The 17,556-nt window shown below is 50.0% G+C and carries 18 protein-coding genes; all 18 read right to left on the bottom strand.

The genetic code is table 11. The annotated features are described in order from the left end of the window. Nucleotides 1–104 precede the first annotated feature (104 nt). Nucleotides 105–533 (bottom strand): GNAT family N-acetyltransferase, encoded by a 429-nt coding sequence (locus C1A02_RS06730; RefSeq protein ID WP_101697426.1) that lies wholly within the window; start codon nucleotides 531–533, stop codon nucleotides 105–107. 13 nt (nucleotides 534–546) lie between these two features. Then, complete coding sequence (locus C1A02_RS06725; RefSeq protein WP_101697425.1) at nucleotides 547–936, bottom strand: winged helix-turn-helix transcriptional regulator; 390 nt, start codon at nucleotides 934–936, stop codon at nucleotides 547–549. A 587-nt stretch (nucleotides 937–1,523) separates the two neighbouring features. Beyond that, the gene (locus tag C1A02_RS06720; RefSeq protein ID WP_101697424.1) at nucleotides 1,524–2,807 is read right to left on the bottom strand and encodes an anti-sigma-I factor RsgI family protein; all 1,284 of its coding nucleotides are present in this window, start codon (nucleotides 2,805–2,807) and stop codon (nucleotides 1,524–1,526) included. After that, nucleotides 2,804–3,385 (bottom strand): RNA polymerase sigma factor, encoded by a 582-nt coding sequence (locus C1A02_RS06715; RefSeq protein WP_101697423.1) that lies wholly within the window; start codon nucleotides 3,383–3,385, stop codon nucleotides 2,804–2,806. Before C1A02_RS06715 ends, C1A02_RS06720 begins: the two co-directional genes overlap by 4 nt. 126 nt (nucleotides 3,386–3,511) lie before the next feature. Then, nucleotides 3,512–5,305: an aspartate--tRNA ligase gene (gene aspS / locus C1A02_RS06710; RefSeq protein ID WP_101697422.1), complete on the bottom strand. Its 1,794-nt coding sequence runs from the start codon at nucleotides 5,303–5,305 to the stop codon at nucleotides 3,512–3,514. Nucleotides 5,306–5,399: 94 nt separating this feature from the next. Beyond that, a complete protein-coding gene (gene hisS, locus C1A02_RS06705; protein WP_101697421.1) occupies nucleotides 5,400–6,692 on the bottom strand; it encodes a histidine--tRNA ligase in 1,293 nt (430 codons plus the stop codon). A gap of 123 nt (nucleotides 6,693–6,815) precedes the next feature. Next, complete coding sequence (gene mgsA / locus C1A02_RS06700; RefSeq protein WP_101697420.1) at nucleotides 6,816–7,220, bottom strand: methylglyoxal synthase; 405 nt, start codon at nucleotides 7,218–7,220, stop codon at nucleotides 6,816–6,818. Between the two features lie 34 nt (nucleotides 7,221–7,254). Beyond that, nucleotides 7,255–7,998 carry a nucleotide-binding protein gene (locus tag C1A02_RS06695; RefSeq protein WP_101697419.1) on the bottom strand — a complete coding sequence of 248 codons (744 nt, stop codon included), beginning with the start codon at nucleotides 7,996–7,998 and terminating at the stop codon, nucleotides 7,255–7,257. Between the two features lie 123 nt (nucleotides 7,999–8,121). Beyond that, nucleotides 8,122–10,287: a peptidoglycan D,D-transpeptidase FtsI family protein gene (locus tag C1A02_RS06690; protein ID WP_101697418.1), complete on the bottom strand. Its 2,166-nt coding sequence runs from the start codon at nucleotides 10,285–10,287 to the stop codon at nucleotides 8,122–8,124. 13 nt (nucleotides 10,288–10,300) lie between these two features. Then, on the bottom strand, nucleotides 10,301–10,822 hold the full coding sequence (gene mreD, locus C1A02_RS06685; RefSeq protein WP_101697417.1) for a rod shape-determining protein MreD: 522 nt from the start codon (nucleotides 10,820–10,822) through the stop codon (nucleotides 10,301–10,303). After that, nucleotides 10,819–11,694, bottom strand: coding sequence for a rod shape-determining protein MreC (gene mreC / locus C1A02_RS06680; protein ID WP_243577945.1), 876 nt, complete (start codon nucleotides 11,692–11,694; stop codon nucleotides 10,819–10,821). Before mreC ends, mreD begins: the two co-directional genes overlap by 4 nt. 31 nt (nucleotides 11,695–11,725) lie before the next feature. Next, complete coding sequence (locus C1A02_RS13840) at nucleotides 11,726–11,851, bottom strand: hypothetical protein (protein WP_279385502.1); 126 nt, start codon at nucleotides 11,849–11,851, stop codon at nucleotides 11,726–11,728. Between the two features lie 113 nt (nucleotides 11,852–11,964). Next, the gene (locus C1A02_RS06675; RefSeq protein WP_101697415.1) at nucleotides 11,965–12,978 is read right to left on the bottom strand and encodes a rod shape-determining protein; all 1,014 of its coding nucleotides are present in this window, start codon (nucleotides 12,976–12,978) and stop codon (nucleotides 11,965–11,967) included. 468 nt (nucleotides 12,979–13,446) lie between these two features. Further along, the gene (locus C1A02_RS06670; RefSeq protein WP_101697414.1) at nucleotides 13,447–13,713 is read right to left on the bottom strand and encodes a DUF4321 domain-containing protein; all 267 of its coding nucleotides are present in this window, start codon (nucleotides 13,711–13,713) and stop codon (nucleotides 13,447–13,449) included. A 29-nt stretch (nucleotides 13,714–13,742) separates the two neighbouring features. Beyond that, nucleotides 13,743–14,186 carry a dUTP diphosphatase gene (gene dut / locus C1A02_RS06665; protein WP_101697413.1) on the bottom strand — a complete coding sequence of 148 codons (444 nt, stop codon included), beginning with the start codon at nucleotides 14,184–14,186 and terminating at the stop codon, nucleotides 13,743–13,745. A 27-nt stretch (nucleotides 14,187–14,213) separates the two neighbouring features. Then, on the bottom strand, nucleotides 14,214–16,298 hold the full coding sequence (locus C1A02_RS06660) for a U32 family peptidase (protein WP_101697412.1): 2,085 nt from the start codon (nucleotides 16,296–16,298) through the stop codon (nucleotides 14,214–14,216). Nucleotides 16,299–16,387: 89 nt separating this feature from the next. Further along, nucleotides 16,388–16,567 (bottom strand): histidine kinase, encoded by a 180-nt coding sequence (locus tag C1A02_RS06655; RefSeq protein ID WP_101697411.1) that lies wholly within the window; start codon nucleotides 16,565–16,567, stop codon nucleotides 16,388–16,390. Nucleotides 16,568–16,673: 106 nt separating this feature from the next. Beyond that, nucleotides 16,674–17,294, bottom strand: coding sequence for a cell division protein ZapA (locus C1A02_RS06650; protein ID WP_101697410.1), 621 nt, complete (start codon nucleotides 17,292–17,294; stop codon nucleotides 16,674–16,676). Between the last annotated feature and the right edge of the window lie 262 nt (nucleotides 17,295–17,556).

Raw genomic sequence — 17,556 nt, 5'->3', positions numbered from 1 at the left:
TCTTTCAGGATTTCCCATCATAACACTATATGTAGGGTGAATGATATTTATTGTACACCGTATAGTGTAGGATGTCAAGGCTTGATCTAAGCCTGAGACATGGGCTACAATGATTTTTCCATGGTGATATGGGGGCAGTGCTGGTCCATATAGATTTCTCCCTGTGCCTGATAGCCCAGGGCTTCATAAAATCCTTTGGCATGAAGTTGGGCGGATAATACAATGGTTTCCGCGCCCAGTACCCGAGCCTGGTTTTCTAAATTTTCCATAATAATACGGCCAAATCCATCGCCACGATAAGATTTTAGTACAGCAACCCGGCCAATAGTAAATTGCTTGTCCGCTTTTTGAAACACACGGCCAGTTGCCATGGGTGTGTTGCCGCTGTAAATAACCAAATGGTGCGCAGTTGCGTCGATCTCGTCAAACTCATTGCAGAAGCCTTGTTCTTCCACAAAGACACTGTGGCGAATTGCCCGGGCATCTTGCAGTTTGTCCAGTCCTTGCTCCACAAGGAACCAATAACTATTCATGAAAATCCCCTTACTAAAAGTTATTTGTAATCCATTTGGCCAGCAATTCTATCCCCGGCAGCGCCCCGAAACCAAGCGAGGTAATTTGGTATTCCACCCGAGGCGGGATTTCCTGAAACTGGTGGCGTTCCACCAGCCCGTCGGCACAAAGATCGCGCAGGCTTTGGCTAAGCATCATGTCTGTTATGCCGGGAATCTCCAATTTAATTTCGCCATACCGTATACTTTTTTGGCTGCGCAGTGCCCACAGAATACGCATCTTCCATTTTCCGCCCAATTTTTGATGAAGAAGATGCAGAGCTTCTTCCTGGGGGAAAGCGGTGAGATCCTGGGGCTGTTCAGCCAGTGCGGCTGCCTGCCGGATTCTCTTTTTCTTTTTTTCTTTTTCTTTTTCTTTTTTCACCGGAGGCTCCCCCCTTTAAATCAAAACTTATCGTTACTGAGTGTAACACAGATCCCCTATTTGTTCAAGCGGATCTGGGGTTCGTTATCGGTGGATTTTTAGTTAAAATATTTTGTGATATTTTTTTGAAAACAAAGAGTGACAGAACAAAAAAAGAAGCCGGTTTAAACATAAATTGACTGACGCCGGCTGATTCCCGGCCGGATAATGGGGCGGGTTACCCCTTCGCCCCTGCTTTTGAGAGGAACTGTGGTTTTCGGTTGCCATACGGCCGTTATGCCCGCTTTGAAGCGTTTATTCGATGTCTGGGGACTGTTCTCTTTCCTGCTGTTCTGCGGCAATTTTGTGGCCAAATGAACCGAACCATACCTCAGGAATCACTCGAACCCAAAAGTTTTTAACAGATTCCCTGCGGGTTGTGGAAAAAAGGAGTGCTTTACGGGCGAAAAACTGTGTTGATACCTTGGTGTGGGTGGAACAAAACCTGACTTATTCAAAGAAGAAATGTAAAACAGCTTTACTCATAAAAAATTCCCGCTCTTCCCAAAGGAAGAAGCGGGAGTTTTTCTTTTCGCTGTACCGGAATCTTAGCTTTTGTCCCGTGAGGAAGCGGATTTTTGCGAAGAAGCTTCCGATTTATCAGAGGAACCGGAGCTTGCCTTCTGGGACGAAGAACCGCTGGATGCGGCCGACGAGGAAGAAGGTTTGCTGGATGCCGGCTTTTCAGACACCGCTGAAGAGCTGGAAGAAGATGAGGCACCGCTTGAGGAAGAAGCAGGAGCAGAGGAACCCGAACTGACAGAACCAGAGGAAACATCATCCGGATCGTCAAAGGGATAGTCCGGTACACCGTCCGGATCTTCAATATCCGGAGGAATATCAATGGGTTCTTCACTTTCGGTGCCCTCACTGGAGGAATTACCGAAATAGCCGCTGCTGCTTGGCTGAGACGAAGAGGGCCGGGGTCTTGAGGAAGACCATCCGGGCTTTCGGGAGCTTTCGGTTGCGGGGCCTTCTGTGGCCGGGAGCGAGTTGTTGTCAGGCTTTGACACCAGCTGATTGGAAGAAGAGGAAGGATCGACGGGTGGAAGCTCAGAAGAAGTGGATTTTCCACCCTCTTCTTTTATCACCAGTCCGTTGATTTCTAAACTTTTCGCTTCAATCAGGGAGTTCAGTTCTTTCAGCGGCATTTTGCACAGCGCTTCCGCTTCTAAAGAACTGTCTTTTTCCATTAACTTACGAACCAAATCCGCTTTGCCGACCGATACGCTGTTCTGCCGGGCAAAATCCTGCAAATCGTCCGACAGGGTATCTGCTTGGCGAAGCACCTTGGCACTGGCATTGTTCTGTGTCAGAACAGCGTCAATACTGTCCGTAATTTTATCCTGCAAATGTCCTGTTTTTTGCTCGTTCCGGCTGGCTACAGAAATCAGAATTGCATTATCAGTGCTGTTCGCACTCAAATAGCCTGTTTCCAACATTTCATGAATGATGGTTCCGGTGGCTTCCTGCAAATCTTTGTCCCGCAGCTTCATATTCTTCAAGATGGCGGCTGCGTCATCGTTGGATGCTTTTGACTTGATGACGCGGTCATTCTGATCAATTGTAAGCTCGATGCTGGGGTTCACGTCAATACTGACGATAGAATCCACCTCGGGCTGGACCAAGTGAAAAACTCCCAAGAACATGATGCACACGGCTGCCATGACGCATGCAATCTGAAATCGGGGCCTTTTTCTTGGCTCAGCCGGTTGGTTGATTCCGCAAAGGGCTTCCTCTGCCGAATAGCCCGGCAGAAGGGTTGGAAGTAAGTCCGGGGTGGATTGCAGTACAGCGAGTTTCAGCGACTGCTTCAGTTCAGATCGTTTCATTGAACTGACTCCTCTCGGACAGATTTTTGAAGCTTGCGCATCGCACGGTGATAAGAGGATAACACTGTGCCAAGCGGCGTTTCCGTCAAAGATGCAATTTCTACAAATTTCATTCCGGCGGCAACGTGCAAAAGCACGATTTTCCGTTCGCGCTCCTCTAGAATCGTCAAGGCGCTTCTCAGAACGATGTTGTCAAGAGCCTGCGAAATTTCATCCTCACTGGATATCTCGTCAGAAATCTCTTCATTATCATCGTAACTGTCAGTGCCCTGCTTTTTTGCGCGGCGCAACTCCTGATAGGCAAGGTTTTTGGCGATGGTAAAGATCCACGCCATTGGCTTGCCCTGAGGGATATAAGCATTAACAGACTGCCGAATCGAGAGATAAGTATCTTGCATCAGATCTTCTGCGGTTGCAGGATTTTTAACCAGCGAAAGCAGCAAAGCGTAAATCGCATGCTGCGTACCCAGATAAAGCTGAGCAAAAGCCTGATCATCTCCTGCGGCAACCTGCCGCATTAGTTGGTCTGTGGGGGCTTGATATGATTGATGGTTACTGTTTCCGTTTCCACTCAACATTTAGATCCCTCTGTTAACATAATGAAAATACATGCCGTTTTATTGCATGTTTTAAGAAAAATTTAGAAAATAATTTTCTAGTAATAGAGAAAACGCCGCTCTGCTCACAGAACGGCGTTGAAATGACTAATTCTTTGCCGGCTGAGTTGAAATGGATAGTCCAAGCTCCGTCAGCTGTTTTTCATCCACAAAAGACGGTGCATTGCTCATCAGCTCACTGGAATTTGCAACCTTGGGGAACGCGATTACGTCCCGAATGCTTTCGCAGTCCAGCATCAGCATGACCAGGCGGTCCAGCCCAAATGCCATGCCGCCGTGGGGCGGGGCGCCAAAACGGAACGCGTCAATTAAAAATCCAAAACGCTCCTGAGCCTGCTCCGGCGTAAAGCCAAGGGCTTCAAACATTTTACGCTGAAGCTCTGGCGTGTTGATGCGGATAGAGCCGCCGCCCACCTCATTGCCATTGAGTACCATGTCGTATGCCTTTGCACGAACGCTGCCCGGGTCAGTAGAAAGTTTATCCAAGTCTTCTTCCTGTGGGGCGGTGAAGGGATGGTGCATCGCCATATAACGGTTTTCTTCCTCATCGTATTCAAACAACGGGAATTCAGTGACCCAAAGCAAACTGGGTTTCGAGCGGTCGATTAAATCAAAGCGCTTGGCCAGTTCACAGCGCAGCGCACCCAAAGCGGCAAATACCACGCTGGGTTTTTCACTGGCAACCAGAAGCAGCACGTCGCCGGTTTCTGCGCCAAGGGCAGATCTTACGGCAGAAGCTTCCTGTTCTGTCAGGAATTTTTCATAGCTGGAGCTTTCAGCGGCAGAAGTCAATCGTGTCCAGGCAAGTCCCTGAGCGCCATAAGCCTTCAGGCTTTCAGTCAGCTTATCAATTTCTTTGCGGCTCAGCTCATCGGCCTTGCCTTTTAAATTAATACCGCGAACCGCACCGCCAGCCGCCAATGCGCCGGCGAACACACGGAACTGGGTGTCTTTTAAAACTTCACTCAGGTTGACCAGTTCCAGCCCAAAGCGCAGGTCGGGTTTATCGGAACCGAAACGTTCCATCGCTTCTTTCCAGCTCATGCGCGGGAAAGGAACCGGAACATCAATGCCCTGAAGTTTCTGATATACATCGCGGATAAAGCCTTCGCCGATAGACATTACGTCATCCGGATCCACAAAGGACATTTCTAAGTCGATTTGGGTAAATTCCGGCTGGCGGTCGGCACGAAGATCTTCATCGCGGAAGCATCGGGCTACCTGCATATAGCGGTCAAAACCCGACAGCATCAAAAGCTGTTTATACTGCTGAGGAGATTGGGGCAACGCAAAGAACTGCCCCGGGAATACACGAGAGGGCACCAAATAGTCGCGGGCGCCTTCCGGTGTGGATTTGATCAGAACCGGAGTTTCGATTTCCAAAAACCCGTTGTTGTCAAAATAGTCCCGCGCAATTTTTACGATTTTATGGCGCTGAATAATTTTATCCTGCATATCGGGGCGGCGAAGATCCAAATACCGATATTTCAGGCGCAGTTCTTCTTTTACTTTGGAATCCTCGGTAATTTCAAAGGGCGGGGTTTCTGCTTTGGCCAAAACCCGCAGCTCTTTTACCTCGATTTCAATGTCACCGGTGGGTAAATCGGAATTTTTTGCAGAACGCTCTCGTACCAAGCCGCGAACAGCCAGTACATATTCGGCCCGCACTCCCGCTGCTTTTTCAAAAATTTCCCTTTGGGTGTTTTGATCAAAGGCCAGTTGTAAAATTCCGGTGCGATCCCGCAGATCCACAAAAATCAGCTGTCCCAAATCACGCTGGCGCTGCACCCAGCCGCATACAGTTACTTCTGTTCCAACGTGTTCCTGCCGAAGCTCCCCACAGTAATGGGTACGCTTTAATCCGCTCATAAATTCTGCCATATCTCTCGTTCCTCTATCCTCAGGCTCAGCCTGCCAGTTTCAAAATGATAATCCTATTATAGTAAAAAAGCATCATTCCGTCAAATCCCAGTGGTTACAGGGAAGGGAGGGAATCTGTGGAAGCCGTTAGGAATTGGGACGCAAACTCCTCTTCAGAAAGAGAAATTTCGGTCTTTTCCCCGGTCTTCATATTTTTCAGCTGGGCACGCCCGCTGGCAAGCTCGTCTTCCCCCAAAACCAGAGTGAAAGCCGCGCCGATTTTATCTGCATATTTCATCTGTGCTTTCAGGCTGCGGTCGCAGGTATCAAACAGAGCGAATACCGATCTTTCCTGCATTTGCCGTGCCAGCAAAAAGGCTTTTTTCTGTGCCTGATTGCCGATGGAAGCAATAAACAGTTCGCACTTAGACGGTTCGGGGAGTTCAATTCCCTGATTCTGCATGACCATCATCAGGCGTTCCAGCCCCATGGCGCAGCCACATGCGGGAAGCGGCTTCCCGCCCATTTCCTGCACCAGGCCGTCATAGCGTCCGCCGCCGCACAAAGTACCCTGAGAGCCGATTTCGTTCGAAACAAACTCGAATACGGTGCGGGTATAATAATCCAATCCCCTAACAATGGTGGGATTGATCTGATAGCTCAGTCCGGCTAAGTCCAGATAGCTTTTTACTTCTTCAAAGTGATCGTGGCAGTCATTGCACAAATAGTCCAAAACCACAGGGGCGTTTTTCGCCACCTCACCACAGGGCGGATTTTTGCAGTCCAAAATCCGCATGGGATTGCGATCCAGACGACCTTTACAGGTGTCGCAAAGCTTGTCCACAGAACCTGCAAAATACTCTTTGAGGGCCTGGTGGTATTTGGCTCGGCATTCGGGGCAGCCGATGGAGTTAATTTGCAGAGAAAAGTTTTTTATCTGCAACCGATTGTACAGGGAGTTGACCATGCAAATCACATCAGCGTCGGCACTGGGGCTGGCCGGACCGAAGACCTCGATTCCAAACTGATGGAATTCCCGCAGGCGGCCGGCTTGTGGTTTTTCGTAGCGATAGCAAGAGGTGAAATAATACAGCTTCACCGGCAGGCCGTCGTTATACATGGCGTGTTCCAAAAGAGCGCGCACCGCCCCTGCGGTTCCTTCGGGACGCAGAGTGATCGAACGTCCGCCTTTATCCTCGAATGTGTACATTTCCTTTTGCACCACATCTGTGGTTTCGCCCACAGAACGCTGAAACAACTCGGTGTGCTCAAAAACAGGAGTGCGGATTTCGCCAAAGCCGAACAAAGCCGCTTCTTCGCGGATTACCTGTTCTACTGTCTGCCAGTGTGCAGTCTGTTCGGGCAGCAGATCCTGTGTTCCTTTGGGTGCCTGAGTTAATAAAGCCATAGTATAATCGCTCCTTATCCATAACATCTGCGGCGCGCCGGGACAGACGCGTCGTGAAAACAAAAACCCCCGCTCTGCTGAGAGCGAGGGACATAATACCCAAAATGGTGATAAATCCCAAGATTAGTACTTCGGATTTAAAATGTTGCGCCAGTCTAAGTCACCGCGCTCCAATCCGTGAATCAGAACCTCTGCAGTGGCAATGTTGGTGGCGACCGGGATATTATGCATATCGCACAGACTCAGCAGGTTCATGTCGTTGGGCTCATGGGGCTTCGGGCTCAAAGGATCGCGGAAAAACAGAAGAAGGTCGACCTCGTTGTAAGAAATCCGCGCGGCGATTTGCTGGTCGCCGCCTTGAGCGCCGCTTAAAAAGCGCTGAATGCTGAGCCCGGTGGCTTCTGCTACAAGCTTGCCGGTTGTGCCGGTGGCACACAGACTATGGCGGCTTAGTACCCCGCAGTATGCGATGCAAAACTGAACCATCAGTTCTTTTTTGGCGTCGTGGGCAATGAGTGCAATGTTCATGGCTTATCCTCCTTTGTCTGATATAGTAAAAATACTATAATTTTTCCAGCCGGGCCAAGGGTACCGGCTCACCTTCCAGCCGGGCCGCCAGCCTGTGGAATGCTTTTGCGGCGGAAAAATTGGATGGAACGGTTCTGCCGCCGGTCAGGCAGGCTGCCAGCATGGGATCTTCCGGAACGATTCCTATCAGCCGGATTCCGGCGGAATCGATCACGCTGTCCAAATCGTCGTATAGGCTGGATTTTATAAAGTTCTGATAGTGAAACCGGTTCACTACAAGACGCTGTGAAGCAATATTTTTTTGCATTAAAAGCAAACGTACCTTATCACTGCCGCGAAGACACACGGGGTCGGGCGTTGCCACGACCAACGCTCTTGTGGCGCCGACAGTTGCAGAATCAAACCCCAGGCCGATTCCGGCGGGGCAGTCAATTAGAATGTGATCGTAATACCGGGAAAGAATGGGCACCAGCTGCCGCATCAAAGACGGCTGCACCGTTTTTTCTTCCCGAAAGGGGGCGGGCAGCAAATAAAGGCCCGGTACATCACAGTCATAAATCGCCCGGATTGGCTCACAGGCGCCGTTGACTACATCGGAAATATCAAACAGAATCCGGTCATCCAAGGCAAACATGCGGTCAAGACACCGAAGGCCGGCGTCACCGTCAATGAGCAAAACCCGGCGGCCTCGTTCAGCCAAAGCCCGGCCAAGCCCAGCGCAGACAGTGGATTTGCCCACCCCGCCTTTGCCCGACGTGATTACAGTTACCGCTCCCATATGTCACTTCCTCGTTTATCATACTAACACAATTGTGTATCTCCGTCAAAGTTTTTTTTATTTTTTAACGGAGGATGGTTACAATCCATAAATTACATTAAAAAATAGAACGCAAACCCTTGGTTATCCCTGTTCGGGGGTAGATGATGTGGTCTGGCTTGCTGTTTCGGTTGCCGATGAGCTGGAAGCTCCCTGAGATTCCGCCGGGGTTTCTTTTTTGGGGAATACCAGATTGCCGGACTCATCAACTGTTTTTCCAAAGAAATAAGCGTCGAAAATATCTCTGGCCACCGCAGTGGAGTATTTGCCATAGGCACCGTATTCCAGCACCACCGCCACCGCGATTTCTGGGTTGTCATAAGGGGCAAAAGCCACAAACACGGTGTTGTCGGAATGGGGCGGTACCTCTGCGGTACCGGTTTTACCGGCTATGGCAATGCCATAGTTGGCAAAAGAGGCTGCTGTTCCCCCGGGTTGGGTAACCGCACGCATACCCTTTTTAACGATATCAAGATTTTCTTTGGAGATATTCACATTATCGACCACCTGAGGAGAATCCGCAGAGTTCTCCATCACGGATTGATCGCGATTATAATTTGTGATTTTGCTGATCACATGGGTTTTTAAACGCTCCCCGTCATTAACTAAAGTTGCCACATAAGTAGCCAGCTGCAAAGGGGTAAATGAGTTGTCGGCCTGTCCGATGGCAGCCTGAACCACATCGCCGCCCTCCCAGGTTCCGCCTGCCGCGGTTCGAACCTGCGGGCTGGCCAGAATTCCGGTTCCCTCGTTAATCTCAAGCCCGGTTTTTTGCCCCAGACCAAAACGCTTGGCATATAAATCCAGCGTATCAATGCCCAAACGGCGGCCGGTGTCATAAAAGAAAATGTTGCAGGATTTTTGAAGTGCCTGTATCACATTTAAAGGCCCATGATACCCCATGCAGGTGGGGCGGTAATCCTGCCAAAAGGTATAAACTCTGTGACAAGTGACGATAGAGGAAGAGGTGATGGTACCTTCCTGCAAAGCGGCCGCGGCCACGACCGGTTTAAAGGAGGAACCGGGCATAAAGGAGCCGACTAGAGCCCGGTCGTACATGGGTTTTGTGGTATCTTTAAACAGATTGGATACATAAGTTGGATCGTTGGTATATTGATTCAGATCATAGTTGGGAAAAGTGGCGGCCGCCAAAACTGAAAAGTCCTTTACATTCAGAACTACGGCACCGCCTGCCACGCAGTCTGCACCTCGGCCGTCACGGGCGCGCTTTCCCTCTGCCTGAGCGTTCTTTACATTGTTGGCCAAAGAAACCTGAGCCACTTTCTGAATGTTTTTATCAATGGTTAAAAAGATGGAGTTTCCCGCCACCGGGGGCTGGGTGACCGTGCTGGAGGCCAGTGCACCGGTTCGGGTGGTTTCAATCACCTTTACCCCGTTTTTCCCTCGCAGATAGTTTTCAAAGGCAGATTCTACACCGCTTTTTCCAATGGAATCATTATATGCATAACCGCTGGGATTATCGGAGTTGTAGGTTTTTCCCTCATCCTTCTTTTTTGCGTATTCTTCCTGAGAAATTGCGCCCAGAGTTCCCAAAATATGAGGGGCCACTGTTCCGTCGGGATAATCCCGCACAGTGGTCACTTCAATGGTGGCGCCGGGAAGATTTTGGGCGTTTTCGCTGATGATTCCCACAGTATCGGAAGAGATTCCCGTAGCAAAGGTATAAGGAGTAGATACCGAAAATCCGGAATTCTCCATGTTATACCGAACCGAAACAATGGTTCTGGTTTGTTGGGGCGAATATCCGGCACAGTCGTATTTTCCCACCAGTTCCAGAATACATTGCTCTGCGGTCACATAGGTGTTGCCGCGAAAAAGATTCTTTTTCAGGGCATCCACATCTTTTTCCCGGTCGGGAATAAATTCGTAAGCACCGGAAGCCGTTACCTGAATGGGGAACTCGTCGCGCCAGGCCTCCCCCCGTTTATCCAAAAGGGAAGTCAGCTGCAAAATCGTTTTATTCTGAGTTTCTTTGGTTAAATATACTTTATCAAATACAATCGCATAGACTGTTTTGTTCACAGCCAGCGGATTGCCGTTCCGATCCAGAATTTCCCCTCTGGCAGCTGTCATTTTAACCGAGGAGGTGTTGGTTTTGGTGGAAACATTCAGCCAGTGTTCGCCGTTAATGATTTGCCAGTCGATTAGCCGAAGGCCATAGATGGCAAAGGCAAAAACAACCACGGCAATACAAAAAACATAACGGGAAGAACCCTTTAACCGATTCATGAAAAACCTCCTGTCAGCCGGCGCGTTCCCGGATGGTCAAAGCAAAAGCCCTGTTAAAAGCATAAATAAGGGGCGTCGGAAGCAAGGTGTAAACAAAGCGGGGAAGGAAATTCCGGACTAATGCATATCCGGGGTATTCGTACCCGACCAATACATAGTAAAACAGCCATTGCAGTAAAAATATCAACAGAATTACCAGAGCAGAAAGCAAAACCGTAGTCAGTAAATTGGTGCGCATCAAATGAATCACCATCAGGCCCACGCAATAACAGAGCACGCAAAGCAAAAGAGCGTGAAAGCCCAAAGATGCCCCGCCGGTCATTCCAAAATCCAGCAGCAGCCCGCAAAAAAGCCCAAAACCCATGGCGGCGGTCTCGCTTTCAAAAACAGCGATGGACACGGCCACGGGCAAAAGCAATACGGGGCGCACCTCAAAAACAGAAGGAATCAGCCCCGGTGTTTGATTGATTAGGTAAATCACGATGATTTCAATGGTATAGGCAAAATAGCGAAGCAGTTTTTTACGATCCGTCATTTGGATGCCTCCGCATCCGGCACAGACGGCTCCGGCACCTTTTCAAGAACATCTCCCTTTCCCAAAAAGCCGGTGATAATAAAAACGTCACGCACGGTTTTTACATTGACAAAAGGCTCAACCACCGCCATATAAGAAACATTGTACTCTTCTGGCCCAATGGATTTCACTTTGCCCACCGGCAGGTTTTTGGGGTAAAGGCCGCCCAATCCGCTGGTGACAATAAGGTCGCCTTCTTTGACTTTGGTATCGGCGGCCAGATAGTTCAGTTTCACCAGCCCCTGTTCTGCCAGCTTGATATTGCTGCTGATGACGCCGCTTTCTCGGGTTCCCTGATCCAGCGCAGCGATGCTGGTTTCAGCGGATAGCATGGTGGTCACTTCACAAAAAGTAGAACTGACGCTGGATACCCAGCCCACCACACCGCTTTCGGTAATTACCGGGCTGTTCACGGTGACCCCGGCCAAAGAACCCTTATCAACAGTGAAACTATAAAATAAATCATTGGGGTCGCGGCCCACCACTGAGCCGGCCACAAAGGTAAAATCTTTATTTTCGTTTTTCAGTTCCAAAAAAGTTCGGTACTGTTCGTTTTCCTGCTTAACCTGATAATAGTCAATCAGCTTGGCTCGCATAGCGTCGACCTCTTTTTTCAGTTCCCGGTTTTCCTGTTCCAGATCTTCGGCGGAGCGGTTAACGCTGGCCGCCGCATTGTTGGAAATGACGGTGGAAACTTTTTGCATGGGGGTAAAGACCTGCCCCAATGTACTTGCAAACACAGAGCTACCCCCGGCTCCCGCCGAATAGATCAGGATTCCCAGCATTACAAATACTGTGGCAAGCAAGGCTTTAAATCCCCTGCTGTGAAACACATCCTTCAAAACGTCACCTCCATAAACATCGCTAAAAAGTCCACTGGGGTGTTTCTGAAAACCCCAAACTTTTGGTAAATTCCACTGCAAACAACACCTGCCGGGTGAAAAATACTTGGAATACATTGGGCTGTTCCAGCACTTTTCTGCCTTGCATCAGTCTGTTTTCAGCAAATTTTCCGGCTGTTTTCTGTTTTCAAAAATACTCTGGAGTGAAAAAAGCGGAGAGCCGTTTCAGAACCCTCCGCGAAAGTATTATTGCAGCAAGGCTTATCTCTTCCGCGCCTTGTAGTATTCAGACGGCATGGTGACTTCCAGCCGTTTTCCGGTGCCGTCCACCACGCAGTCCAGCGGGCTTTCGGCCACATGAACCGGCATGTTGGTTTCTTTTGAAATCAGCAAATCCAAACCGCGCAGCAATGCGCCGCCGCCGGTCAGCATGATGCCGTGATCGATAATATCCGCGGAAAGCTCCGGCGGTGTTTTTTCCAAAGTGCTCTTAATGGCATCCACAATCAAAGCCAGCGGATCATACAGTGCTTCCCGCACCTCGTCTGCATGAATGGTTACGTTTTTGGGGAGCCCGTCCAGTAGGTTGCGGCCTTTGATTACGATAGAAGCGTCTTCGGTTTCTTCTGTGGGATAAGCAGATCCGATGGTGATCTTGATTTCTTCAGAAGTGCGCTCACCGATGAGCAGGTTATATTTTTTCTTCACATAAGAAATAATGGATTCATCGAACTTGTCCCCAGCCACACGAACGGAACAAGAGGTTACGATGTCGCCCAAAGAGATAACGGCCACTTCTGTGGTTCCGCCGCCCAAGTCGACCACCATGCTTCCGGTGGGTTCCGCCACGGGAAGGCCTGCACCGATGGCTGCGGCCATGGGCTCTTCAATCAAATCCACCTGACTGGCGCCCGCCTGCCGTGCGGCGTCTTCCACTGCGCGGCGCTCCACTTCGGTAACACCGGAAGGGATGCAAACCACAATGTGGGGCCGGCTGAACATATTGGATTTGGTTGCTCTTTTAATAAAATGCTTGAGCATCGTCGCGGTAATGTCAAAATCGGCGATTACACCGTCCTTCAGCGGACGAACTGCAACGATAGAGCCCGGGGTACGGCCGATCATTTCCTTTGCCTGGGTTCCCACAGCCAAAACCGTGTCGGTGCGGATGTCTACCGCCACAACCGACGGCTCGCGCATCACGATTCCTTTTCCCTTCATAAACACCAATGTGTTGGCTGTTCCTAAATCTATACCGATATCCTTTGCAAACATGGAAGTTCCCCTTTCATTCCCGCCCGTTTTATCTACATCTAAAAATTAAATTAGAGATTCATTTCATTTTTTCGTCTAAAAGCTGCCCGAAAACACCGCATCCTTTATTTGCCTTTTCTGCAAAAGATGATTTCTGTGTTAAAAATGCTTTATTTGCTTCTGCGGTTTTTATTGCCCTAATGTGCCCGCAGCAAAGCATTTGTTGGTTTTTTGTTTTCAGCAGCACTTAAAAAAGCGCAGAAAACCCTTAGAATGATACTATTATAACCGCTGAGAATCCAATTCTCAACAAGAATCCGAAATAATCACAAAAAATTCATTTTTTTGTAAGGTTATGGTTATTGGTTCTAAAATTGTCGGTCCAAAAGCCGTTTTAAATAAGCTTTTGCAGACGTTAGCGCAGACTTTATCTTTCCTTGCGGAGTCAAAAGCGTTTTGTGGCCGGAAGGGTTTTTGCGGTTTTGCCCGTTAACCGCGCAGTTTTACGGTGTTGAAGATCAAAATGGCGATTGCCAGCAGCAATGCCTGTGCCACGTTGATGCTGACCATCATTCCCAGGGTAAATGTGACCACAGATAAATTGACGGTAACCGGCTCCAGACCAAAATTTGCCCCTACGCCCAGCCAAGACAAAAAAGAAATGCCCTGTGTGACCGTGCCGATTACCTTCCCCAGCACCACAGCAAGAAGCAGTAAAATAATTAAAAACAGATTTCTTAGCAAATTGTGTTTCATGGGCGTTTTCCCCTTTCGCTGTTTGTCTGCTACTGCTTTCCGGTGGAGCCGAATCCGCCGGTTCCCCGCTCAGTTTCATCCAGAGCAGAAACCTCTTCAATGGGCGGCAGCAAAACCGGCGTGATAACCAGCTGGGCAATTCGCTCGCCCGGCTCAATGGTATAAGGTTCGCTGCCCAAATTGCACAGCCCCACCTTCAGTTCCCCGCGATAATCGCTGTCCACCACGCCCGCACTGTTCGAAAGGCAAATGCCGTGGCGCACCGCCAGCCCGCTGCGGGCATAGACCAGTGCCACCCATTCCTCAGTGGGAAGAGCCAGAGCCAGTCCGGTGGAAATCATGGTGCGTTCCCCTGGTGCAAGAACGACGGGCTGTTCCAGGCAGGCGGTTAAATCCATGCCGGCACTGCCCGGGGTGGCCCTGCGGGGGATGACCGCTTGGGGGTGTAATTTTTGAAATTGGATGGCTTGCATCTAAAAATTCCTCCTGCCTGTTTTTTTCTATTCTATGCCGCGGTAATACAGTCCTCTGGTAAAAGGATCGCTGTTTTTGTCGCGTTTTGTGTTTTCCACAGTCTGCAAACCAAGATAATTCCGAAAGATTTCCTCAATTTCAACAGAGTTTTCAACAGTGAAGCGTAAAACTCCGAAATCCTGGTTGCGAACCTCCCTCATTCGGTCTGCCAAATACAGCGGAACCGAATTTAACACTTCGCTGGCATCCCCATCGCATTGCAGGGGGAAATCGGTTCCCCGGCGGTCGGTCAGCTGTGCGTTTTTGCCGCAGACGGCACAGTCTGTTTCTCCGTTTTTTCCGGGACAGTTGCGGCAAAGCATCAGTGGAAGACGGCCGTACAGAACCAGTCCCCGGTGCAAATTGCCGCCTAAAGCTGCTGCCTGTGCCAAAGTCAGTTCAAAAGAAAGCTCGGTGTCGCGCAATCCCTGCTGTTCCAGCCAGTTCAGCGCCGGGGTGTTCATGGTGTTGAGAGAAAATCCACCGTGAACCTCCATGCCGTTCTCCAAAGCAAGACCTGCCGCGCCGAGGGTTCCCGCCCAAACGTGGTGGATTCCCTTGTCTTTCAGGCACTTTAGTTTGGTTTTGAGCGGTTGCTCGGTTCCAAAAATTCCCCGGGGTAGCGCCGCTGCTACCGAAAATCCCCGGGACAGCAAGTCCTCAAATTGCGCTTCTGGTGCCAAAGCAGGAAGATAAACCAGTTCACACTGCTTGGCAAGCTCCGGCACATCCGCTGCCTGCCGAAAGCTGGCGCGCAGCCGCATCGGCCCTGCCCGATAAGAGGATTCTGAAATGGGAAGGCGATGAAAAGCCACGGGAGCCCTCTGGGCTCGCATAGCCAAAAGCTGTTCCAAAACTTCCCGCCGCAGACGATTGAGCATCGAGATAGGAATGGAAAGCCCTTCCCCAATCTGACACTCCACTTCTTCAGCAAGAAAAGGGGTTCCCCCCGTTTTTTGCAGCTGTGTCTGACATCGTTCGGTGTCAATGGGGCGGTTAACCGCAGGCTCTGGACAGTCGCCGCTGGCCTGAGCGGTATGCCCTTCTCCGTCTTTGGCGGTCAGGGTCACTGGCTCCCCGGTCTGAATGGAAAGCGTGAGCCGCACCGGAATTCGGGACATCTCGTCCTTATACAGCCCGTGCAGGTTTGCGTAAACTTCTTTGGTGGCTCCGGTCACATCCTCTTTGGAGCGGATGCCGAACATATGCCGCCCCAGTTTTCCATCCGGGTAGCCGGTGGTAAAACCCGAGCGGGAGAAAACCGCCGTTAAATCGCGGGTCAGCTCTTCTGGGACGGGCAGACCGTCGGCAGAGATTCGGCAGGCAGAGGTGGCTGCCGCAACGTATTCTGGCCGCTTCATGCGCCCTTCGATTTTGGCACTGATAACCCCGGCCTCCGATAGGTCTGAAAGACGAGAGATCATAGACAAATCTTTCAAACTCAGATCGTGGCCTGTGCCGCCGGGAACCGAAAAGGGAAGGCGGCAGGGTTGGGCGCACATGCCCCGGTTTCCGCTGCGCGACCCTAAGACCGAACTGAAATAACATTGGCCGGATACAGACATGCACAGCGCCCCGTGAACAAAACTTTCCAGTTCAATGGGGGCCGCCGCCGTTCCTTCTTTAATTTCGCGTATTTGGGCAAGCGAAAGTTCCCGTGCCAGCACCACACGGCCAAAACCGTTTTTGGCCAGTAACCGGGCCCCGGCGGGACAGGTAATTGACATTTGGGTGGAAGCATTCAGCTGCAAATCGGGGGCCCGCTCCTGAATCAGGTTTACAAGACCCATATCCTGTATGATGAGTGCATCCACAGGCAAAGAACAGGCATATTCCACCAGTTCCAGTGCGGCGGGAAGTTCTTCTTGCCGCAAAAGCGTATTTAATGCCAGATAGACCTTAACGCCCCGGGCATGACAGTATTCCACAGCCTGCCGCAGAGCGTCGTTGTCAAAATTTTTGGCGGACGCCCGGGCGGAAAAGGCGCTGCCCCCCAAATAAACCGCGTCTGCACCAGAGCGCACCGCGGCAATTAGGGATTCCGGAGAACCGGCGGGTGATAAAATTTCCATGGTTTGTATACCAACCTTTTAAAAGCATAAAATGACAATAAGATGAAATTTAGATTGGGCCGTCTTTCGGCTGTGCCGAAAAGGCAGGCTTATCCTTTGGGCTTCTTTCTTCCCATAGAAGACAAAAATAAAGCGAATACCACAGTGAGCATAATGCCAAAGGTAGAAGATGCCGCTTCGTTGGGAAGAAATAAGTTCAGCAGGTTGTAACCGATTAAGACCATCACCGCACCCGCAATGATGGTGATTGTATAACTTCGGTTATTCATAACGGTGTCCTTTCCGCCCGCCCGAACCATATGATATTACGGGACTACAGGCAAGGCGCTTTTGGATATTTGGGAAAACACCTTTGTTTTCTATGTTCAAAATGCCTTAGTCGACTTCTTTTTTTTCAAAAAAGCTCATAAAGCTGTTGCGGTCAAAATCTTCTGGGGTTAACGCTCTTTCGACAGATTGAGGCCGCGAGTAGCTGCCGGTTTGTACATTGGGTACAGCAGGAATCTGAACCGGTGCCGACTCTGCCGGAAGTTCTTCCGCTTCGTTTTCCGGCATGGGTTCCGGTGCGGTTTCTTCCATAGCCGAAGCTTGTGCAGGCTCTATGGGTGCGGCAGGTGCCTTTGGCGGTTCTGCTGCTTGGGCAGATTCCCCGGCGGCCAACCGGGTGCGCAAAGTTTGAATCTCTTGCTTCATGCGCTCAATTTCCCGCCGGGCTTCATCGGCTTCCAGCCGGCTGCGGGAAGAATCTTCCAAATAGTCTTTGATTTGTGAGCGAAGGTTGTCCGCCGCCGCTACGGCCTTTTTGGATTCGTCGCAGAAACTAAGGGCGGTTATAATCGCGGCCAAGGTCAAAGAGACCCGGTCGTTTTTGGACATGATGCCTTGGATGCTTTTTTCAACCTCATCCCCCAGTGCAAGCACATAGGTTTCGTTGTCTTCCGAAGTGATCGTGCACTCTGCGCCGCAGATATTCAGGCGGATTTTATTTTTATTCATGCTGACCATCCTTTCACAGCCCCATCAGCAGGCAAACTTTCAATATAATCCCCTTTATTATAAGCTATTTTATAAAAATAGAAAAGGGGCTGGGCCGTTTTGCCGGATTTTCTTTAGAGCCTGTCCGGGAGCAAAGCAAAGTTCATGTCAAGACATTTGTTTAATATGCACAAAAACAGAGGGGTAAATTGCCAATAACAGGGCGCGAAAAGAAAAAGAAGAAATCCGCACTGTTTCATAGGTAAATACGGGCAATATTTAC

Origin of the sequence: Clostridium minihomine, from assembly GCF_900240385.1 — a bacterium.
Taxonomy (GTDB): Bacteria; Bacillota; Clostridia; order Oscillospirales; family Acutalibacteraceae; genus Faecalispora; species Faecalispora minihomine.
This window is presented reverse-complemented; position numbering and strand designations above follow the sequence as displayed.